17 protein-coding genes are annotated in these 18,201 nt (G+C 74.0%); 6 read left to right on the top strand and 11 right to left on the bottom strand.

What is annotated here, in order from left to right; translation table 11 throughout:
* Positions 1 to 21: 21 nt before the first annotated feature.
* The 4 genes from ASC77_RS16820 to ASC77_RS16810 form a co-directional block, all read right to left on the bottom strand.
* The gene (locus ASC77_RS16820; protein WP_056155481.1) at positions 22 to 537 is read right to left on the bottom strand and encodes a TetR/AcrR family transcriptional regulator; all 516 of its coding nucleotides are present in this window, start codon (positions 535 to 537) and stop codon (positions 22 to 24) included.
* Between the two features lie 7 nt (positions 538 to 544).
* Positions 545 to 1,750: a cytochrome P450 gene (locus tag ASC77_RS16815; RefSeq protein ID WP_235547725.1), complete on the bottom strand. Its 1,206-nt coding sequence runs from the start codon at positions 1,748 to 1,750 to the stop codon at positions 545 to 547.
* Positions 1,751 to 1,790: 40 nt separating this feature from the next.
* Complete coding sequence (locus ASC77_RS26750; protein ID WP_156391141.1) at positions 1,791 to 1,949, bottom strand: hypothetical protein; 159 nt, start codon at positions 1,947 to 1,949, stop codon at positions 1,791 to 1,793.
* 94 nt (positions 1,950 to 2,043) lie between these two features.
* The gene (locus ASC77_RS16810; RefSeq protein ID WP_082574840.1) at positions 2,044 to 3,009 is read right to left on the bottom strand and encodes an SGNH/GDSL hydrolase family protein; all 966 of its coding nucleotides are present in this window, start codon (positions 3,007 to 3,009) and stop codon (positions 2,044 to 2,046) included.
* Positions 3,010 to 3,167: 158 nt separating this feature from the next.
* On the opposite strand from ASC77_RS16810, the gene mptB reads away from it, so the two are divergent.
* The gene (gene mptB / locus ASC77_RS26745) at positions 3,168 to 4,604 is read left to right on the top strand and encodes a polyprenol phosphomannose-dependent alpha 1,6 mannosyltransferase MptB (RefSeq protein ID WP_056155476.1); all 1,437 of its coding nucleotides are present in this window, start codon (positions 3,168 to 3,170) and stop codon (positions 4,602 to 4,604) included.
* Here mptB and ASC77_RS16800 read toward each other — a convergent pair.
* The 5 genes from ASC77_RS16800 to ASC77_RS16780 all read right to left on the bottom strand — a co-directional run bounded on the left by ASC77_RS16800 (position 4,559) and on the right by ASC77_RS16780 (position 10,132).
* Positions 4,559 to 5,680, bottom strand: a complete 1,122-nt coding sequence (locus tag ASC77_RS16800; RefSeq protein ID WP_056155473.1) for a glycosyltransferase — start codon at positions 5,678 to 5,680, stop codon at positions 4,559 to 4,561. The genes mptB and ASC77_RS16800 overlap by 46 nt on opposite strands.
* A 7-nt stretch (positions 5,681 to 5,687) precedes the next feature.
* Complete coding sequence (locus tag ASC77_RS16795) at positions 5,688 to 6,800, bottom strand: glycosyltransferase family 4 protein (RefSeq protein ID WP_056155469.1); 1,113 nt, start codon at positions 6,798 to 6,800, stop codon at positions 5,688 to 5,690.
* A 75-nt stretch (positions 6,801 to 6,875) separates the two neighbouring features.
* Entirely contained in the window at positions 6,876 to 7,796 is a 921-nt protein-coding gene (locus tag ASC77_RS16790) for a pseudouridine-5'-phosphate glycosidase (RefSeq protein WP_056155466.1), read from the bottom strand.
* The gene (locus ASC77_RS16785; protein WP_056155463.1) at positions 7,793 to 8,890 is read right to left on the bottom strand and encodes a carbohydrate kinase; all 1,098 of its coding nucleotides are present in this window, start codon (positions 8,888 to 8,890) and stop codon (positions 7,793 to 7,795) included. Before ASC77_RS16785 ends, ASC77_RS16790 begins: the two co-directional genes overlap by 4 nt.
* Before the next feature lie 21 nt (positions 8,891 to 8,911).
* Positions 8,912 to 10,132 (bottom strand): YibE/F family protein, encoded by a 1,221-nt coding sequence (locus ASC77_RS16780; protein WP_082574838.1) that lies wholly within the window; start codon positions 10,130 to 10,132, stop codon positions 8,912 to 8,914.
* A gap of 65 nt (positions 10,133 to 10,197) precedes the next feature.
* Between ASC77_RS16780 and ASC77_RS16775 the strand changes: the two genes are divergently transcribed.
* Positions 10,198 to 10,842 (top strand): LysE family translocator, encoded by a 645-nt coding sequence (locus ASC77_RS16775; RefSeq protein WP_056155461.1) that lies wholly within the window; start codon positions 10,198 to 10,200, stop codon positions 10,840 to 10,842.
* Positions 10,843 to 10,852: 10 nt separating this feature from the next.
* Here ASC77_RS16775 and ASC77_RS16770 read toward each other — a convergent pair whose 3' ends face one another.
* Together ASC77_RS16770 and ASC77_RS16765 are read right to left on the bottom strand one after the other, a co-directional pair.
* Positions 10,853 to 12,385, bottom strand: a complete 1,533-nt coding sequence (locus tag ASC77_RS16770; RefSeq protein ID WP_056155458.1) for a PucR family transcriptional regulator — start codon at positions 12,383 to 12,385, stop codon at positions 10,853 to 10,855.
* Positions 12,386 to 12,443: 58 nt separating this feature from the next.
* A complete protein-coding gene (locus ASC77_RS16765) occupies positions 12,444 to 13,052 on the bottom strand; it encodes a TetR/AcrR family transcriptional regulator (RefSeq protein WP_056155456.1) in 609 nt (202 codons plus the stop codon).
* 57 nt (positions 13,053 to 13,109) lie between these two features.
* Between ASC77_RS16765 and ASC77_RS16760 the strand changes: the two genes are divergently transcribed.
* Genes ASC77_RS16760 through ASC77_RS16745 form a run of 4 tightly spaced genes read left to right on the top strand, consistent with a single transcriptional unit; the run spans position 13,110 to position 18,161 of the window.
* The gene (locus ASC77_RS16760; protein ID WP_056155453.1) at positions 13,110 to 14,444 is read left to right on the top strand and encodes a cytochrome P450; all 1,335 of its coding nucleotides are present in this window, start codon (positions 13,110 to 13,112) and stop codon (positions 14,442 to 14,444) included.
* A 14-nt stretch (positions 14,445 to 14,458) separates the two neighbouring features.
* Positions 14,459 to 15,667, top strand: a complete 1,209-nt coding sequence (locus ASC77_RS16755; protein WP_056155448.1) for an acyl-CoA dehydrogenase family protein — start codon at positions 14,459 to 14,461, stop codon at positions 15,665 to 15,667.
* The gene (locus tag ASC77_RS16750) at positions 15,664 to 16,647 is read left to right on the top strand and encodes an acyl-CoA dehydrogenase family protein (RefSeq protein WP_056155446.1); all 984 of its coding nucleotides are present in this window, start codon (positions 15,664 to 15,666) and stop codon (positions 16,645 to 16,647) included. The genes ASC77_RS16755 and ASC77_RS16750 overlap by 4 nt, the downstream gene beginning before the upstream one ends.
* On the top strand, positions 16,644 to 18,161 hold the full coding sequence (locus ASC77_RS16745) for a class I adenylate-forming enzyme family protein (RefSeq protein ID WP_056155441.1): 1,518 nt from the start codon (positions 16,644 to 16,646) through the stop codon (positions 18,159 to 18,161). The genes ASC77_RS16750 and ASC77_RS16745 overlap by 4 nt, the downstream gene beginning before the upstream one ends.
* The last annotated feature ends 40 nt before the right edge of the window (positions 18,162 to 18,201 follow it).

Here is an 18,201-nt window from a genome sequence, read left to right as displayed (position 1 = left end):
CCTGCGGGATCGTCGGATGGATCACCGCCTGCCGAGCACGGTGGGCACGACGAAGCGCTGCACGAGCGCCCACTCCTCGTCGTCGTCTCGGCCCGGCACGATGAGCAGCGAGACGATCACGCGCACGATCCAGCGGGCGGTGTCGTGGTCGCCGACCGCGCGGAAGCCGAGGCTCTCGATCACCTCGTCCGACTGGGCGAGCGCCGCCGTGGTGCCGACGTCGGCCGAGCCGAACCAGGCCAGCAGCGCCGGTGCCTCCCGGACCAGGCGCACCGCCGTGAGCAGGGCGGCGGTCAGCCGGTCGGCAGGGTCGCGCAGCGGCGCGGTCTCGACCGAGACCCGGATGCCGATCCGGCGCGCCTCGCGGCGGACGAAGGCGAGGTGGAGGGCGTGCCGGTCCTCGAAGTACCGGTAGACCGTGGCCCGCGAGCAGCCTGCCGCGCGGGCGATCTCGCCCATGCCGACCGCGTTCACGCCGTGGTCGGCGAAGAGCTCGGCGGCCGCGTCGAGGATGCGCTCCGCCTGGTCGATCTTCATGTCCGGTTCACCCTACGACGCGGAGCGGGACCTCCGTCGGGCGGCGTACGTAGGGGCCGGGCGCCCACACGACGCCGTCGAGGTCCACCTCGAAGTCCGGGCACCGCGCGAGCAGCTCGCCCAGCGCCACCCGCGCCTGCAACCGCGCGGCCGCGGCGCCGAGGCAGTGGTGGCTGCCCTGGCTGAACGTGAGCAGCTGGCCCGGTCGCCGGCGTACGTCGAGGAGGTCGGCGTCCGGACCGTAGCGGCGCGGGTCGCGGTTGGCGGCGCCGTACAGGAGCAGCACCCGGCGCCCGGCCGGGATCACGGTGCTGCCGACCTCGACGTCGCGGGTGGCGGTGCGGGCCAGGCACTGGACCGGCGAGGTCAGCCGGAGCAGCTCCTCGACCGCGTCGGGCACGAGCGCGGGGTCCTCGACCAGCAGCCGGCGCTGGTCGCGGTCGGTCTCGAGGAGCTGGACCGCGCCGCCGAGCAGTCCGGTGGTCGTGTCGTTGCCGCCGGTCACGACGGTGAAGACGTAGCTCAGGATCGAGAGGATCCCGGCGTCGTCACGGGTGCCATCGCCGGCCACGCCGGCGGCCACGAGGTGGGAGACGGTGTCGTCACCGGGCTCGGCGCGGCGTCGCTCCACGAGCTCGGCGAAGTAGCCCATCATCTCGGTGACCGCGCCGGCGGCGGCCCCGATCGCCCCCACCGAGCTCGCCGAGACGATCGCGTCCGTCCAGGCGTCGAACCGGTCCCGCTCACCCTCGGGGACCCCGAGGTAGTGCGCGACCACCATGCTCGGCAGCGGCTTGAAGAGCGTCTCGACGACGTCGCCCCCGCCGGCCGCGCGGAGCCGCTCGACCCGCTCGACGACGAACGCGCGCACCTGCGGCTCGAGGGTGGCGACCTGACGCGGCGTGAAGCCGCGGGCGACCAGCTTGCGGAACGCCGTGTGGTCGGGCGGGTCCATCATCACCAGGGGCGGGTTGCCCGCGAGGCCGATGGTCTCGAGCTCGTCGTACTCGACGGTGAGGCCCTGGGCCGAGGAGTACGTCGTCGTGTCGACCACGGCGGCCAGCACGTCGGCGTGCCGGCTCAGGACGTAGTAGTCACGACCGTCGGAGCGCTCGACGTGGTGGACCGGGTCGCGGTCGCGCAGGTCGGCGTACATCTGCCATGGGCTGGCCCAGGTAGCGGCCGAGCCGGGTCGGTACGTCGCGCGGTGCACCGGCGCATCGTGAGACAAATCCTGGAATTTGTCCAGCGCGTCAGAGTCCGGCGCGCTCCAGGGCCGCCCGGGCGCTCCGCGCTGCGTGCACGGCCCGGCCGGTCCGCCGGGGACGACGGCGACGCGGCACGGTGGCGTCGGGGCCGGTGCGCAGGGCGTGGTCGAGGACGATCGCGGGGTTGACGCTGAGGGGGTTCATGACTGCCTTCTCGTGGATGCTGACGGGTGCTGAGGCAGTTCACGCTCCCCGATGAGGTGCTGCCCAGACATCAGGAGGAGTCCCGATATCGCGGTCAGATACGCCGTGCTCGACGAATACTGAGGTGCCTCAGGCTTCGCGCGACGGATCCGGTTGCGAGGGGTCTACGCCCGGGCCGGCAGGTCGGTTGCGTCGGGTTGCGGCTTTTCTCCGGCTCTTCTCGGGACGCCAGCGGCGGGTGGTGCCCGAAGGGCACGGCGTCGGCGTACCCCCGCGAGTAGCCGAGCGCGGCGAGCACGCTGGGCAGCATCGCCTTGGCGGTGCGGCGGTAGCCCGCGCCGGAGGGGTGGAAGCGGTCCAGGGCGAACATCTCGTCGGGCTGGGTGATGAAGAAGGGCCCGACGACGTCCGCGAGCGACACGGCGTGGCCGCCGAGCTCGGTCGTGGCGTCGCGCTGGACGGCGGCGAGCTGCCGCGAGGCCCGCGCCCCGAGGGAGCGCAGCGGCTGCGGCAGCGGCTGGAGCGCGCCGAGGTCCGGGCAGGTGCCGACGACGACCCCGGTGCCCTCCTCGCGCAGGGTGCGGACCGCGTCGGCGAGGTGCCGGCGCGACTCGGCGAGGCGGACCCGGTGGGTGATGTCGTTGCCGCCGACCACGATCACCGCGACGTGCGGGACGTACGCCGGCGGCAGGGACGCGAGCTGGTCGGCGAGGTCGGAGCTCTCGGCACCGACGACGGCGGCGGTGTGCAGGCGGACCGCGCGCCGGGTCGCCTTCGTGAGCCGCCGGGCCAGCTCACCACCGAGGGTGTTGCGCGGGTCGTCGGCGCCGAGCCCTGCGGCGATGGAGTCGCCGAGCAGCACGAGGTCGATCGGGTCGCCGTACTTCTTCTTGTAGACGCGGTCGGCGGCGAGCGCCTCCTCGCCGAGCGGCTTGCCGATCACGCGGCGGGCGATCCTCGCCTGCGCCTTGAGCGTCGTCACCGCGGCGACGACGCCGACCAGGGCGAGGACGACTCCGGCCGCGAACGAGCCGAGGACACGGCGCCAGCGGAGGTCCATGCCCCTACGGCAACAGCGTCAGCGGACCGGGCGGTCACGCGCGGTGGGACGCCGGGTGAGCAGCGGGTGTACGCCCGGGGGAGGTCGACACGCAGTCTTGGCGAGTCGTTCAACCGGACGTCAGGTCCCGGGACGGCGCCCTTCCTACGGTGTGCTCCGTGATCCTTCGGGGAGCCCTCGGCTCGACTCTCGTCCTGCTCGGCGGGCTGGTCACCCAGGTGCTCCCGTGGTCGAGCCCGGTCGCGACCGCGCCGCTGCTCGAGACGCTGCGCGAGTCGCAGGCCGGCCGGATGATCGGCCTGGTGGTCGTCGTCGGCGGGCTGGCGATGCTCGGGTCCGCGTGGCTGCGCCTGCTCGCGGAGATCAACCCGGACCACGGCGTCCCGACGCCGCTGCGCCTGCGCCTCGTCCACCGCGCGACCGCCGCCTGGAGCGTGCCGCTGCTGCTCGCGCCGCCGATGTTCAGCCGGGACGGCTGGAGCTACGCCGCCCAGGGCGCGCTGACGCACATCGGGCTGTCGCCCTACATCTGGACGCCGAGCATCTTCGACGGCCAGATCCGCGAGGGCGTCGACCCGCTCTGGATGAACACGCCGACGCCGTACGGACCGGTGCCGCTGGCCTGGGGCTCGATGGTCGCCGGGGTCTCCGACAACCCGTGGCTGATGGTGATCGGCTACCGGCTGCTGGGCGTGCTCGGGCTGCTGCTGCTCGCGTGGGCGGTGCCCAAGCTGGCGGCCCGCACCGGTCAGGACGTGGCGCGTGCGTCGGCCCTGGTGCTGGCCTGCCCGCTCACGGTCGTGCACGGGATCGGCGGCGTGCACAACGACCTGGTGATGGCCGGCCTGATGGCGGCGGCGGTCGCCGTCGCGTTCGACCGGCCGTGGGTGATCGGGGCCGCCCTCGCCGGCGCCGCGGCCGCCGTGAAGCTGCCCGGCGGCGTGGTCGCCATCGGGGTCGCCCTGGTGTCACTCCCGGCGATGGCGGCGACGATGCCGCGGCTGCGCCGGCTGACCTCCGTCGGCGCCGTCGCGGTCGGCGTGCTGGTGGGGACGGGCGCGCTGATCGGCGTCGGCATCGGGTGGATCCATGCGCTCAACACCCCCGGCATCGTCCGCACCCCGCTCTCGATCAGCACCCAGGTCGGCGCCGAGCTCGGCCGGTTCGGCCGGATCGCCGGGATCGGTCCGGTGGAGGACCACGCCCTGAGCGTCGTGCGGACGCTCGGCCTCCTGGTCGCCGTGGGCTTCGCCGTGTGGATCGCCCTGCGCGGCCGCACCGGCGACCGGTCCGACGTCGTCCGCACGATGGCGCTGCTCACCCTCGCCGTGGTGCTGCTCAGCCCGGCCGTGCACGGCTGGTACCTCTTGTGGGCGCTGCCGTTCCTCGCGTCGTACCGCTGGGGCCGACCCGGCGACGAGGCGCTCCGGGACGCGGCCCTGCTGCTCGGGATCGTGGCGCCGCTCGACTCCAGCCTGCGCGGTGCGCCCACCGAGATCCTGGTGGTCGCGATCCTGGTCGTGATGACCGCGATCCGGCTGCGGTTGACTCAGGCCGGGCACGCCCGGCGGTCGAGGTCGTCGCTGGCCGCGTGAATCGCCAGCATCTCCTCGACCGTCCGTGACCACGGGAACCGCTCGGCCCGGAGCCGGGCGCCCGCGCGGGTCAGCGCCCGCGGCCGGTCCGCGACCCGCAGCACCGCGTCGGCGAGGGCGGACGCGTTCGGCGCCGCCCAGTCGCCGCTCGACTCGTCGACCAGCTCGCGCGCGCCACCGGCGTCGGCCGTGACGACCGGGGTTCCGGAGGCCAGCGCCTCCAGCACGGCGAGCCCGAACGTCTCGGCCGGGCACACCGAGAGGGCGACGTCGGCCCGGGCGACGCGCGCCGCCAGGTGCTCGCGGCTCGCGACGTGGCCGTGGAAGAAGACCGGAGCGCTCCCGGCGAGCTGCTCGAGCTCGCCGCGGTGCGGGCCGTCGCCGTACACGTCCATGCGGAGGGGTACGCCGCGCCGGTGCAGCTCGACCGCGGTCGCGACCGCGAGGTGCGGGCTCTTCTCGCGCGAGAGCCGGCCGAGGTGCACGAGGCGCAGCACGTCCGGGTCGTGCGCCGGCCCGGCCGGGTGGAAGGTCCGGGTGTCCACGCCCAGCGGCACCCGGTGGATCGGCGTGCCGACCCGGGTGGCCGGGGTCGCGAACTCGCCCAAGGCGTAGCGCGACGTCACCACGATCGCGTCGAAGCGACGCACCAGGATGCGGTTGAGCGCACCGATCGAGACGACGGAGGTCGTCGTACGCCGGGTGCGCAGCGCGAGCATGGCGTCGAGGCGCTCGTGCGAGAAGAGCACCGAGCGCACACCGTTGCGCCGTGCCCAGCCGGCCACCGGCAGCAGCGTCGTCTTGTCCGAGACCTCGACCGAGGTGGGGCCGAACTCCTCGAGCGCCTCGATCACCCGCCACGGCTCCACGAGCAGGCGGTAGCCGCCGCCGACGCGCGGGGCCCGCAGCTGGACCACGTCGCCGAGCTCGGTGCTGACGCGGGCGTCGCGCGAGCCGGGGATCACCAGGAGCCGGTCGGCACCCGCCGCGACGTACCCGGAACCCAGGGCGTCGACGGCGTGCTTCATGCCTCCGGAGGTGGGACCGACGAAGTTCGCGAGCTGGGCGATCCGCATCGGTCGCTCAGGCCGCGGCCGCAGTGCCGGCCAGCACCGCGCGGTAGTGCTCGTCGACCAGCTCGCCGACGACGCCCGACCAGGTCCGGCCGGCCACCGACGCGCGGGCCCGGTCGGCCAGGTCGTGGCGCATCCCCGGTGAGGCCAGCAGGGTCGCGATGCTGCTGCGCAGCGAGCCGAGGTCGGTCGGGTCGAAGAGCAGGCCGGTGCGGCCGTGGTCGACCAGGTCGATCGGCCCGCCGGCAGCCGGTGCGACGACCGGGACCCCGCTGGCCTGGGCCTCCTGGACCGTCTGGCAGAAGGTCTCGTGGTCGCCGGTGTGCACGAAGACGTCGAGCGAGGCGTACGCCGCCGCCAGGTCGTCACCGCGCAGCATCCCCGTGAAGACGGCGCCCGGGAGCTGACGCTGGAGCTCCTCGCGCGCTGGGCCGTCGCCGATCACGACGAGCTGGACGCCGGGGAGGTTCGCGACCACCGCGAGCCGGTGGATCTGCTTCTCGTGGGCCAGACGCCCGACGTACCCGACCGCGAGGCGTGAGCCGTCGGTCCACCGCTGGTGCAGGGACCGGCTGCGGCGGCTCGGGTCGAAGAGGTCCAGGTTGATCCCGCGGCGCCACAGGTGCAGGTCGCGGACGCCCATGGCCGCGAGCTGCTCCTTCGAGGCGGTCGACGGCACCAGGGTGCGGTCCACGCGGCGGTGCAACCGACCGACCCAGCGGTCGACCACCAGGTCGGCGCGGAGCCCGTACTGGCGTGCGAAGCCAGCGATGTCGGTCTGGTAGACCGCGACCGTCGGGACCCCGAGCCGGCGCGCGGCGCGCAGCCCGACCACGCCGAGCGCGATCGGCGACGCGAGGTGCACCAGGTCGGGACCGAAACGGTCGAGGCTGTGTCCCACGGCGGCGTCGGGCAGCCCGATCGGGAAGGACCGGTAGCCGGGCATGCCGACCGAGCGGACCCGCACGACCGGCACCCCCTGGTAGTGGCCCGGCCCGGGTCCGGGGGCGACGACCAGCACCTCGTGGTGGGAGTCGACGAGCTCGTCGACGACGTGCCGCACCGTGTTGGAGACGCCGTTCACCTGAGGCAGGAAGGACTCGGTCACGATCGCGACTCGCATGTCCTTCACGCTGACCGCGGCGGATGAACGGTCGGTGACCTCCCCGGAAGGGTCGCGCGAAGTCCCGACGGCGGGCTACTGGCCGGCGTACGCTCCCGCGATCGCCGCGCCGAGGCGGGCGTTGTGCCGCACGAGGGCGATGTTGGCGGTCAGCGAGGTGCCGCCGGTGATCTCGACGATGCGGCCGAGGAGGTACGGCGTCGCGTCCTTGCCGTGGATGCCGAGGGCGTCCATGTCGGCGAGCGCCTGCTCGATGATCGCGCCGATCTCCTCGGCCGGGATCTCGTCCTCGACCGGGATCGGGTTCGCGATCACGATGCCGCCGTCGAGGCCGAGGTCCCACTTGGCGCGCATCACCGCGGCGACCTCGGCGGCGGTGTCGACGCGCATCGGTGCGGCGTGGCCGCTGGAGCGCGAGTAGAACGACGGGAACTCGTCGCTGCCGAACCCGAGCACCGGGACGCCCAGCGTCTCCAGGGTCTCGAGGGTCAGGCCGATGTCGAGGATCGACTTCACGCCCGCGGAGACCACCGCGACCGAGGTCTGGCCGAGCTCGGTGAGGTCGGCGCTGACGTCGAAGGTCTGCTGGGCGCCGCGGTGCACGCCGCCGAGCCCGCCGGTCACGAACACCCGGATGCCGGCCATCGCGGCCAGGCGCATGGTCGCGGCCACGGTCGTCGCGCCGTGCTGGCCGCGCGCGACGACGTACGGGAGGTCGCGGACGCTGACCTTGGTGACGTTGCCGTCGCTGGCCAGGAGCTCGAGCTCCTCAGCCGAGAGGCCGACGCAGAGGCGGCCGTCGAGGATCGCGATGGTGGCCGGCACCGCGCCGTGCTCGCGGACGATGCCCTCGACCTCGGTCGCCATGGCGACGTTCTGCGGGTAGGGCATGCCGTGGCTGATGATCGTGCTCTCCAGCGCGACGACCGGCCGGCCGTCGGCGAGTGCCTCGGCGACCTCGGGCGCGAGGTGGAGGGCGGGGTGCGGGGTGCTCATGCTGAGGTGCTCCTGACGAGACGGTCGGTGAGGTCGGGACGGACGGTGTGGGGGCTGGCGATCGTGAGCGCGGCCGCGGCGTGGCCGTACGCCGCGGCGTCCGCGGGCTCGGCCCCGTCGAGCAGGGCGTGGCAGAAGGCGGCGAGCATCGCGTCGCCCGCGCCGGTGACGTCGACGACGTCGGCGGGTACGGCGTCCAGGGCCTGCGTGCCGGACGCCGAGCTGAGCAGCGAGCCGCCGGCGCCGAGGCGCACCCAGACCAGCTCGACGCCCCGGTCGTGCAGCGCGCGGGCGGCCTTCTCGACCTGGCGGGCGGTGCGCGTGGGCAGGTCGGTGAGGGCGGCCAGCTCGTCTCGGTTGGGGGTGACGGCGTGGATCGGCCGGCCGGCGTCGACCAGGTGCGCGAGGGCGGCCGCCTTCGGGACGCTGACCGGCTCGAGGACCACGCGCACGCCCGCGGCGCCGGCCAGGTCGAGCGCGAAGGCGAGCGTCTCGGTGGCCAGGTTGCCGTCGAGGACGACCAGCGCCGCGGACGCGATCAGGTCGCGCGCCGCGTTGACGTGCTCGGGCGACAGCTCGTCGGTCGCGGCCATGTCGGCGACGGCGACGACGAGCTCGCCTTCGGCGTCGAGCACGGCCGTGTAGGTGCCGGTCGCCCGCGCGGAGCGGCGTACCTGCTCGACGTGGACCCCGGCGCCGGAGGTGGCGGCGAGCACCTGGTCGCCCAGGCCGTCGGCGCCGATCGCCGCGACCAGGTGGGTTCGGGTGCCGAGGCGGGCCAGGTTCTCCGCGATGTTGCGTCCCACGCCGCCGGCCGACATCGCCGCCGTGCCGGGGTTGCTGGTCGCGGGTACGACGCCGCGGCGGCTGCGCGCCTTCACGTCCATGTTGGCGCCACCGACCACGACGACGGACCGCTGCTCGCTGAGCACGTAGCCCCGGCCGAGGATGACGCCCTTCTTGCCGAGGTTGGAGAGGTGCACGTTGACGGCGGCCCGCGTCGTCCCGAGCTCACGGGCCAGCGCGGCCGACCCGATCAGGGGGTCGCGGCGCAGCAGCGCGACGATCTCCCGTTCCCGCTCCGTCAGGCTCATGCTTGTCAGCATAAGCCATGCTTAGTCCGACAAGGCCTCACTCGGATGGGCCGTCGCGACCACCAGCGTCGCGATCGCCGTCGTCAGCGGGACCGCCAGCACCAGGCCGATGGCGCCGGCGAGGGTCCGGACGATCTCCTCGGTGATGTCCTCGGTCGTGAGCAGCACGTCCCACGGCAGGCCGTAGAGCCGGAGGATGAGCAACACCGCGAGCGCGGTGCCGGCGTACGCGAAGACGATCGTGTAGATCGTGGAGGCGATGTGGTCGCGGCCGATCCGCATGCCGCTGGCGAAGAGCCGGGCGCGGCTCATGGCAGGCGACGCCGCCCGGATCTCCCAGACCGCGGAGGACTGCGTGATGGTGACGTCGTTGAGCACGCCGAGCCCGGCGATCAGGGCCGCGCACGCGAAGAGCTCGTGGAAGCTGAGGTCCCCGACCAGCGCGGAGAGGATGCCGGCCTGCTCGTCCGCGATGCCCGTCAGCCGGGTGGCGCCCGTGGCCAGGACGCCGACGCCGGCCGTGACGAGGATCCCGGCGAGGGTGCCGGCCAGCGCCGCGCTCGTGCGCAGCGAGAACCCGTGGGTCGTGTAGAGGACGACGAACATGATCAGCGCCGCGGCCGTCAGCCCGACGGCCACGCCGGAGGCGCCGGTGAGCAGTGCCGGCAGCACGAAGCGCCAGATGACGACGCCGGTGAACGCCAGCCCGACCAGCGCGAAGAGCCCGCGCCAGCGGGCGACCAGGAGCACCAGGCCGACGAACACCGCCAGCAGGACCAGGAGCGGGCGGGTGCGCTCGGTGCCGAAGTAGGAGTACGCCGCGTCCGCGCCCGCGGCGCCCGGGACGCGCTGGAGCCGCACCTGGTCACCCGGCGACAGGCCCGAGTCGACGACCTGCGGCGACACCTGGACGGTCGCCCGGTCGCCGCGCCCCGCACCGTGGTCGACGACGACCTCGATCGTGCCGCAGGCGCTGTCCGAGCCGATCTGGTCCGCCGCGCACGGGGCGGCGATCGACTCCACGGTGGCGGTCGGGAAGGTGACCCCGGGGGCGGCGAACGAGGCGTCCTCCGCCAGCTGGTCGACCCGGTCCCCGTCGGGCCACAGCACCAGGAGGCCGACGATCGCTGCGATCCCGGCGAGCGCCAGGGCACCGAGGAGAAGCAACCGTGGTCCGCGCGGGACCTCGAGCTCGACGTCTCGACCCGCGCGGTGCGACCCGTGCGAGTGTCCGGCGCCCATGGGGCCATTCTTCCCGGTCTGCAAACACCGTGCACAGCGATGTCACGACCCCGCACAATGGACCCGTGCCGACGACCAGCCAGTGGCTCGCCTTCGTGGTGGCCAGCGCCCTCTTCATCCAGGTCCCGGGCCCGAGCCTGCTCTTCACGATCGGCCGTGCCCTCACCGTGGGCCGGCGCGACGCCCTGCTCTCGGTGCTCGGCAACGCCCTCGGCATCACCACCCAGGTCTTCCTCGTGGCCGTCGGGCTCGGTGCCGTGGTCGCCGCGAGCGCCGAGGCCTACGTCGTGCTGAAGATCGCCGGCGCGGCGTACGTCGTGTGGCTGGGCATCCAGGCGATCCGGCACCGCGCCGACGCCCGCGCCGCGCTCGACGCGGTCGACCACCTGGAGTTGGCGCGGATCTCCGCCCTCCGGTCGCTGCGGATCGGCTTCACCGTCGGCCTGACCAACCCGAAGACGATCGTCTTCTTCGTGGCCTTCCTGCCGCAGTTCGTCAACGAGCCGGCCGGCCACACGGGCGCCCAGCTCGCCCTGCTCGGCCTGGTCTTCGGTGCGATGTGCGTGGCCTCCGACTCGGTGTGGGCGCTCGCGGCGAGCCGGGCCCGCGACTGGTTCGCCCGTCGCCCGCAGCGCCTCGACAAGCTCGGCGTCGCCGGCGGCGTGATGATGATCGGCCTCGGCGCCACCATGGCGGTCGCGTCCGAGTAGGTCGCGGGCGTCACAGCCGTCGGCCCTGGTCGTAGGCGAGCAGCGCCACCCCGAGCGAGAGCCGGGACGCCGGGTCGTCGAGCGGGTGGCCGACCAGCTCCTCGAGCCGGCGCAGGGCCGGGTAGAGCGAGGTGCGGTTGCGGTGCGCGGCCCGCGCCAGCTCGGCCTTGTTGCCCCCGACCGCGAGGAACTGCCGGAGCAGGTCGACCAGGCCGGACCCGTGCCGCGCCTCGTGCTCGAGCAGCCGACCGAGCTCGGCCTCCGCGAACTCCTGGAGCCGCGCGTCCTCGCGCAGCGACATCAGCAGCCCGGGCAGCCGGATGTCGCTCTGCCGCACACAGCCGTCGTACGCCGGCAGCGTGCTCGCGACGTCGGACACCACCCGGGCCGAGCGCAGCGACGTCGCCGCCGCGAGCACGCCGGCGACCGGGTGCCCGGCGGCCAGGACGGCGTCCGGCTCGATCCCGGTCAGCGCGCGGGCCGCGGCGTCCAGGTCGGTGTCGGCGGGGACCAGCAGCCCGACGTGGACCGCGTCGAGCACGCCGACGAGCCCCGGCACCCCGGTGAGGGCGGCGACGAGCCGCTCGACCGGCGCCTCGGAGCGCAGCCTCGCAACTGCGCCGACGTACGCCGCGGATTCGGGCACGCCGAGCGTGCGCAGGCGCGCCGCCGCGGCGGCCTCGGTGCCGAGCCGGCCGTCGAGCAGGTCGAGCAGGAAGCCGCCGTGCACCCGCAGCTGGATCGAGGTCTCGTCGCGCTCGATCATCCGGCCGAGCTCGAGCGCCTGGGCGGCCCGCTCGGTCACCAGCCGGGCGCGGGCGCGGTCGTGCGGGACCGTCAGGACCAGCCGGCCCCAGGCCCCGCCCTGGATCCCGACGGGAGTCGTCAGCCAGCCCTCGGGCCCGCCGACCTCGGTCCCGTGCGGGAACGGCGTGAGCCGCGAGCGCCGCTCCCAGTCGGTGAGCAGCCGGTCCACCGGCTCGCCCCGCGGAGCCGCCACGAGCACTCGTCGGGACAGGTCCTCGAGCACGACCGAGTCGCCGGCCAGGTCGGCGGCCGCCTCGACCAGGCGCTCCATCGGCGCCCGGGCCAGCCCGAGCTCGGTGAAGGTCTGGTGCACCTCGCCCGCGAAGCGCACCTCCTCGAACTGCTCGGCCACGATCGCGCGGTGCACCTGCTCGGTGACCTCGACGAAGCGGACCTTGCGGTTGAGCACCACCACCGGCAGCCCGGCCGCGCGGGCGCGGCGCAGCGCGGACTCCGGCACGGAGGGGTACGCCGCGCTGAGCTCGACCACCAGGCCGGCGGCGCCGACCTCGACGAGCTGCGCGACGAAGTCGGCGGCCGCCTCGGCGGAGGCGGCCATGCCCAGGCCGGTCGTGAGCACCAGCTCGTGGCCGGACAGCACGGCCCCGACGTCCCTGACCTCGGAGACGTGCACCCAGCGCAGCTGCGTGTCGAGCCCCGCCTCGCCGCCGAGCACCACCGGGTCGCCCGCCGCCAGCACGGGCAGCGCGAGCGCCTCGCGGACGGTGACGGCCATGCGACGAGGGTACGACGGTGCGTCGCCCGCTGACGGCGTACGCCGACGATGCGTCGCGTCAGTGGTAGAGGCCGAGGAAGCTCCGGGCGGCGATCGCGACCAGCTCGTCGGGCGTCGCGTCGACCGCGCCGTCGAGCCAGGCGGTGACCAGCTCGGCGACCCCGCCGATGAAGAGCAGCCCGGCCAGCTCGTCCTCGGCGCCGCTGCGCGGCGCGAGGTCCAGCTCGCCCGCCGCCTCCGCCGTACGGTGCGCGAAGTGCCGCATCAGCTCGGTACGCCGTGGCCGCAGCGCCGGCATCGCGGCCGCCTCGACGATCGCGACCCGGCCCTTGCGCGGGTCGTCGACCAGCAGCTGCACGAACGCGCTGACCGAGGCGACCGCGCGGGCGGCCGGCTCCGTCCCGGCGTCCTCGGCGGCCTGGTGGGTGGTCGTCTCGATCTCGGTCGCGACCTCGTCGAGCACGGCGGTCAGGGCGGCGTCCAGGTTCGCGAAGCTCTCGTAGAAGTAGCGCTCGGACAGCCCGGCCCGGCCGCAGACGTTCGTCATCGTCGTGCTCACCTCGGGGTCGGCCCACACCGCGAGCGTCGCCTCCAGCAGCCGGGTCCGCCGCTCGGCGGCGCGCTCCTCGGCGCTCACACCGCGGTAGACACCTGACTGGACGGCCATGGCAGCAGCGTCTCACAGAAGGTTGACAGGGCATCCTGCCTGATTCAGGGTGTGACCATGACCACTCCGCTGCTGGAGATCCCTCGACAGCACCGCGAGGACCGGGGTCTGCCCCTCCTCGGCCGGATCTTCGAGTACGCGCGCGACCCGGTCGCGATGATGCGCCACCAGTACGAGACCTACGGCCCGGTCGCGCCGTTCAAGGCGCTCAACAACGAGGCGGTGATGCTGCTCGGGCCGGACGCCGTCGAGGCCGCGCTCGTCAACAAGGACAAGGCATTCGCCAACCAGCCGGCGTGGACGCGCCTGGTCGGCCCGTTCTTCGGCGGCGGCCTGATGCTCATCGACTTCGACGAGCACCACGTGCACCGGCGGATCATGCAGGAGGCCTTCACCCGCGACCGGCTGGAGGCGTACGCCGCGCGCATGCACCCCGCGATCGAGGCGGGGATGGCCGACTGGGACACCGATCCGGAGTTCCAGGCGTACTGGCGGCTGAAGCAGCTGACGCTCGACATCGCCGCCGACATCTTCATGGGCGGCGCGGAGTCCACGAGCCGCGAGGAGATGGAGCAGGTCAACCGCGCCTTCATCGCCTGCGTCCAGGCCGCCGCCGGCATCATCCGCGCCGACGTGCCGCACACGCGCTGGGGTCGCGCCTACCGCGGCCGCCGGGTGCTCGAGGACTTCCTGCGCGGCTACCTGCCGGCGCGCCGGGCGACCCGCACCGACGACATCTTCTCGGTGCTCTGCCACATCGAGACCGACGACGGCGAGCGGTTCACCGACGACGACGTCGTCAACCACATGATCTTCCTGATGATGGCCGCGCACGACACCTCGACCATCACGACGTCGACGATCCTGCAGTACCTCGGCCAGCACCCGGAGTGGCAGGAGCGCTGCCGCCGGGAGTCGCTCGCGATCGGCCCCGAGCCGACCCTGGCCGAGCTCGAGGCGCTGCCCTCGATCGACCTGGTGATGAAGGAGGCGCTGCGGCTGCGCGCGCCCGTGCCGGTCGTCGTGCGCAAGACGGTGAAGGAGACCGTCGTCCAGGGCGTGCGGATCCCGGCCGACAAGGACGTCGTGGTCGGCATCCAGCTCTCGCACCTGCTCGAGGACTACTGGACCAACCCCACCGAGTGGGACCCGGACCGCTTCTCCCCCGAGCGCCGCGAGGACAAGTCGCACCGGTTCGCGTGGTCGCCGTTCGGCGGCGGCGTCCACAAGTGCATCGGCCTCTACTTCGCCGGCGCCGAGATCAAGGCGATCATGCACCGGCTCCTGCGGGGCTACCACTGGACCGTCGACCCGGCGTACGTCGCGCCGCTCGACAACCACTCGCTCCCCTTCCCCAAGGACGGGCAGCCGATCGACCTCGTCCGCGACTAGCCCGAGAGGCACCCATGGACTTCGACGACACCCCGGACGAGGCCGCCTGGCGCAGCCAGGTGCGGGCGTTCCTCCAGGAGCACCGCAGCGAGCTCGGCGAGCGCACCGGGCGCCGCGAGCTCGACGACCAGGTCGCCCGCAGGCGCCAGGCGCTGCTGTACGACGGCGGCCTGGTCGGCGTCACCTGGCCGACCGAGGCGGGCGGCCGGGGCGGCACCCCGATGCAGCAGGCGATCGTCGACCAGGAGATGGCGCGCGCCGGGGTGCCGGGCCTGATCAACCTGATCGGCATCGGCATGTGCGGACCGACCGTGATCCACCACGGCAGCGAGGACCAGCGGGCCCGCTACCTGCAGCGGCTGCTGCGTGCCGAGGACGTGTGGTGCCAGCTCTTCAGCGAGCCGGCCTCGGGCAGCGACCTCGCCGCGCTGCGCACGAAGGCCGTGCGCACCGAGGACGGCAGCTGGCGGATCAGCGGGCAGAAGGTGTGGACGACCCTGGCGCACGTCGCCGACTACGGCATCCTGCTCACCCGCACGGACCCCGACGTCGCCAAGCACCGCGGGCTCACGATGTTCGTCGTGGACATGAAGGCGCCGGGCGTGACCGTGCGACCGCTGCGGCAGATGAGCGGCAGCGCCGACTTCAACGAGGTCTTCTTCGACGACGTCGTGGTGCCGGACAGCGAGCGACTCGGCGACGTCGGCGACGGCTGGCGGGTCGCGCTGACCACGCTGATGAGCGAGCGGCTCTCCCTCGGCGGCGGCGGCACCGAGATCGGCGCCAGCGCCGCCTCCGTGATCGAGCACGTCGCCGCGCACCTGGACGCCCTGCCCGAGGGGCGGCAGGCCCTGGCCCGCCAGCAGCTCGGCCGGTCGTACGTCGGCGCGCTCGCCAACCGCTACACGGGCTACCGGCTGCTCTCCCAGATCAGCAAGGGCGAGATGCCCGGGCCCGAGGCGTCGGCCGGCAAGCTCTCCGGCACCCAGGTCGCCCGCGACCTCGCGGACCTCGCCGTACGCGTGCTGGGCGACGACGCGGCGTACGCCGCCACCGCCGACGGCTCGAGCGGCTGGCAGGAGCTGCAGGCGGTGCTGCCGGGCATGGCCATCGCGGGCGGCACCAACGAGGTGCTCCGCAACATCATCGGCGAGCGGGTGCTCGGCCTCCCGGCCGAGCCGCGGGCCGACAAGGGCGTGACGTTCAAGGAGAGCCTGGCATGAACTTCGACCTCGACGACGAGCAGCGCGACCTCGCGGCCGCGGCCCGCGACTTCCTCTCCGGCGCCGCCGCACCCGGCGACGCCCGGGCGGCGCTGGACGACGGCGCACCCGTGCGCCCCGGGCGGGCGGCACTCGTCGAGAGCGGGTTCGCGACGATCACCGTGCCCGAGGACGCCGGCGGCGGAGGCGGGTCGGTGCTCGACCTCGCCGTGGTGGCCGAGCAGGCCGGACGGGTGCTCGCCGGGCCGTCGCTGGTGACCTACGCCCGGGCGGCCGTGCTGTTCGCGGGCGACGGCGACCGCCTCGCCGCCCTCGCGGACGGCTCGTTGTCGCTCGCCGTCGTCGACGGCGGCCCGACGCTCGACGCGGCCGGCGCCGAGCGGTTCCTCGCCCTGCGCGGCGACGACGTCGTGCTCGCGGCGGGTCGGGCCACGGTCCGCGACGCGATCGACCCGACCCGCGGACTCGGCAACGTCGAGCTCGACACCAACGACCTGCAGGTCGTCGCCGCGGACGCCCGGTCCCGCTGGCAGCACGCCGAGCGGGTGGGCCGCGTCGTGCTGGCCGCCGAGGGTCTCGGCGCCGCGAGCCGCGCGCTCGAGATCGGGGTCGAGTACGCCCAGCAGCGCCTGGCCTTCGGCCGCGCGATCGGCTCCTACCAGGCGGTGAAGCACTCCCTGGTCGACGTCTACGTGCAGGTCGAGCAGCTGCGCTCGCTCGTGTGGTGGGCCGCGTGGGCGGCCGACCAAGCGCCCGACGAGCTGCCGCTCGCGGCGGCGGCGGCGAAGGCGGCCTCGGCGACCACGCTCGAGCAGGCCGCGGAGACGCTGGTGCAGGTGCACGGCGGGATCGGCTTCACCTGGGAGCACGACGCCCACCTCTTCTGGCGACGGGCCAAGGTGGACCGCTTCCTGCTCGGCGACGACGTCGACGCCTACGACGAGGTCGCCCGGCTCGCGGTCGCGCAGGTGTCGGCATGAGTGGGCACGGCGAGCACCACCTGGCCCTGCTCGCGGAGCAGGCGCTCGAGCGACTCGGCGACTACGACCAGCTGCTCTTCGAGGGCACCTGGCACACCTCCGGCGAGATCCTCTCCCGCGCCCGTCGGATGGCCACCGGGCTGGCGTCGCTCGGAGTCGACCCCGGCGACCGGGTCATCGTCCTGACGATGAACACCTCCGAGGTGTTCGTCGCCTACCACGCGATCTGGCGCGCGGGCGCGGTCGTGACGCCGGTGATCTTCCTGCAGACGCCGCCCGAGCTGCGCCACATCCTGGAGGACTCCGGCGCGAAGGTCGCGATCGTCAGCCCCGAGCTGGTGCCGATGGTCGTCGGCTCCGCCGAGGGACTCGACCTCCGGCTCGTGGTCGCCGGCGACGTGCCGGAGGGGGTCGACGCCATCACGTTCGCCTCGCTCGAGGAGCACGAGCCGGGCGAGATCGTGGCCCGCGACGACGACGACCTGGCGGCGCTGCTCTACACCGGCGGCACCACCGGCCGGGCCAAGGGCGTGATGCTCAGCCACCACGGGCTGTGGCACGCGGGCCGCGGCATGAGCGACGTCGCCCGCACGATGGGCACCACCCGCTCGCTGCTGCCGCTGCCGCTCTCGCACGCCTTCGGCCTCAACGTGCTGGTGGCCGGGCTGCACGCCGACCAGCAGCACGTGTCGGTGATGCAGCGCTGGTTCGACCCCCAGGGCTGGCTCCAGCTGGTGCAGGAGCACCGGCTGGAGAGCAGCCCCGTCGTGCCGTCGATGATGCAGATGCTGCTCGACCTCCCGTACGCCGACTACGACCTGGGCTCGCTGGTGTCCTTCGGCTCGGGCGGCGCGCCCCTGCTCCCCAGCCTGCGCGAGAAGGTCGAGCGGGCCTTCGGGGTGACGATCCTCGAGGGCTACGGCCTCACCGAGAGCACCGCGATCGCGACCGCCTCGACGGTCGACGCCAACCGGCCCGGGAGCGTCGGCCGGCCGGCACCGCACGTCCGGCTGGCCATCCTCGACCCGCTCGGGGAGCCGGTCGCCACCGGCGAGGACGGCGAGATCTGCATCGCCGGACCGGGCGTGATGATGGGCTACTGGCAGGACCCGGAGCAGACCGCGTCGACCATCGTGGACGGCTGGCTGCACACCGGCGACGTCGGCCACCTCGACGAGGACGGGTTCCTCTACGTCGTCGACCGGGTCAAGGACCTCATCATCCGCGGCGGCTTCAACGTCTACCCGCGCGACGTCGAGGACGTGCTGCTCGCCCACCCGATGGTCACCGCCGCCGCGGTCGTCGGCCGGCCCGACGAGAAGAGCGGCGAGGAGGTCGTCGCGGTCGTGTCGGTGTCCGACCCGGCCGTGACCCCCGAGGAGCTGGTCGAGTTCGCCCGCGCCCGCCTCGCGAAGTACAAGTACCCCCGCGAGGTGGTTGTCGTCGACGCCGTACCGCTGACGTCGGTCGGCAAGACGGATCGCAAGGCGGTGCGCACCCTGCTGCGCGAGTGACGCCTGACGGTCTGTCGCCCGGGCGCGCCAGGTGGCGACG

This window comes from Nocardioides sp. Root1257, from assembly GCF_001425175.1.
Taxonomy (GTDB): Bacteria; Actinomycetota; Actinomycetes; order Propionibacteriales; family Nocardioidaceae; genus Nocardioides.
Note: the sequence above shows the minus strand (reverse complement) of the source record. Positions and strands in the feature narration are given on the sequence as shown.

Coding starts and splice junctions, on each gene's coding strand:
- ASC77_RS16820 (WP_056155481.1), bottom strand. CDS start 537: ATGAAGATCGACCAGGCGGAGCGCATCCTCGACGCGGCCGCCGAGCTC.
- ASC77_RS26750 (WP_156391141.1), bottom strand. CDS start 1,949: ATGAACCCCCTCAGCGTCAACCCCGCGATCGTCCTCGACCACGCCCTG.
- ASC77_RS16810 (WP_082574840.1), bottom strand. CDS start 3,009: ATGGACCTCCGCTGGCGCCGTGTCCTCGGCTCGTTCGCGGCCGGAGTC.
- ASC77_RS16800 (WP_056155473.1), bottom strand. CDS start 5,680: ATGCGGATCGCCCAGCTCGCGAACTTCGTCGGTCCCACCTCCGGAGGC.
- ASC77_RS16795 (WP_056155469.1), bottom strand. CDS start 6,800: ATGCGAGTCGCGATCGTGACCGAGTCCTTCCTGCCTCAGGTGAACGGC.
- ASC77_RS16790 (WP_056155466.1), bottom strand. CDS start 7,796: ATGAGCACCCCGCACCCCGCCCTCCACCTCGCGCCCGAGGTCGCCGAG.
- ASC77_RS16785 (WP_056155463.1), bottom strand. CDS start 8,890: ATGAGCCTGACGGAGCGGGAACGGGAGATCGTCGCGCTGCTGCGCCGC.
- ASC77_RS16780 (WP_082574838.1), bottom strand. CDS start 10,132: ATGGGCGCCGGACACTCGCACGGGTCGCACCGCGCGGGTCGAGACGTC.
- ASC77_RS16770 (WP_056155458.1), bottom strand. CDS start 12,385: ATGGCCGTCACCGTCCGCGAGGCGCTCGCGCTGCCCGTGCTGGCGGCG.
- ASC77_RS16765 (WP_056155456.1), bottom strand. CDS start 13,052: ATGGCCGTCCAGTCAGGTGTCTACCGCGGTGTGAGCGCCGAGGAGCGC.
- ASC77_RS16760 (WP_056155453.1), top strand. CDS start 13,110: ATGACCACTCCGCTGCTGGAGATCCCTCGACAGCACCGCGAGGACCGG.
- ASC77_RS16755 (WP_056155448.1), top strand. CDS start 14,459: ATGGACTTCGACGACACCCCGGACGAGGCCGCCTGGCGCAGCCAGGTG.
- ASC77_RS16750 (WP_056155446.1), top strand. CDS start 15,664: ATGAACTTCGACCTCGACGACGAGCAGCGCGACCTCGCGGCCGCGGCC.
- ASC77_RS16745 (WP_056155441.1), top strand. CDS start 16,644: ATGAGTGGGCACGGCGAGCACCACCTGGCCCTGCTCGCGGAGCAGGCG.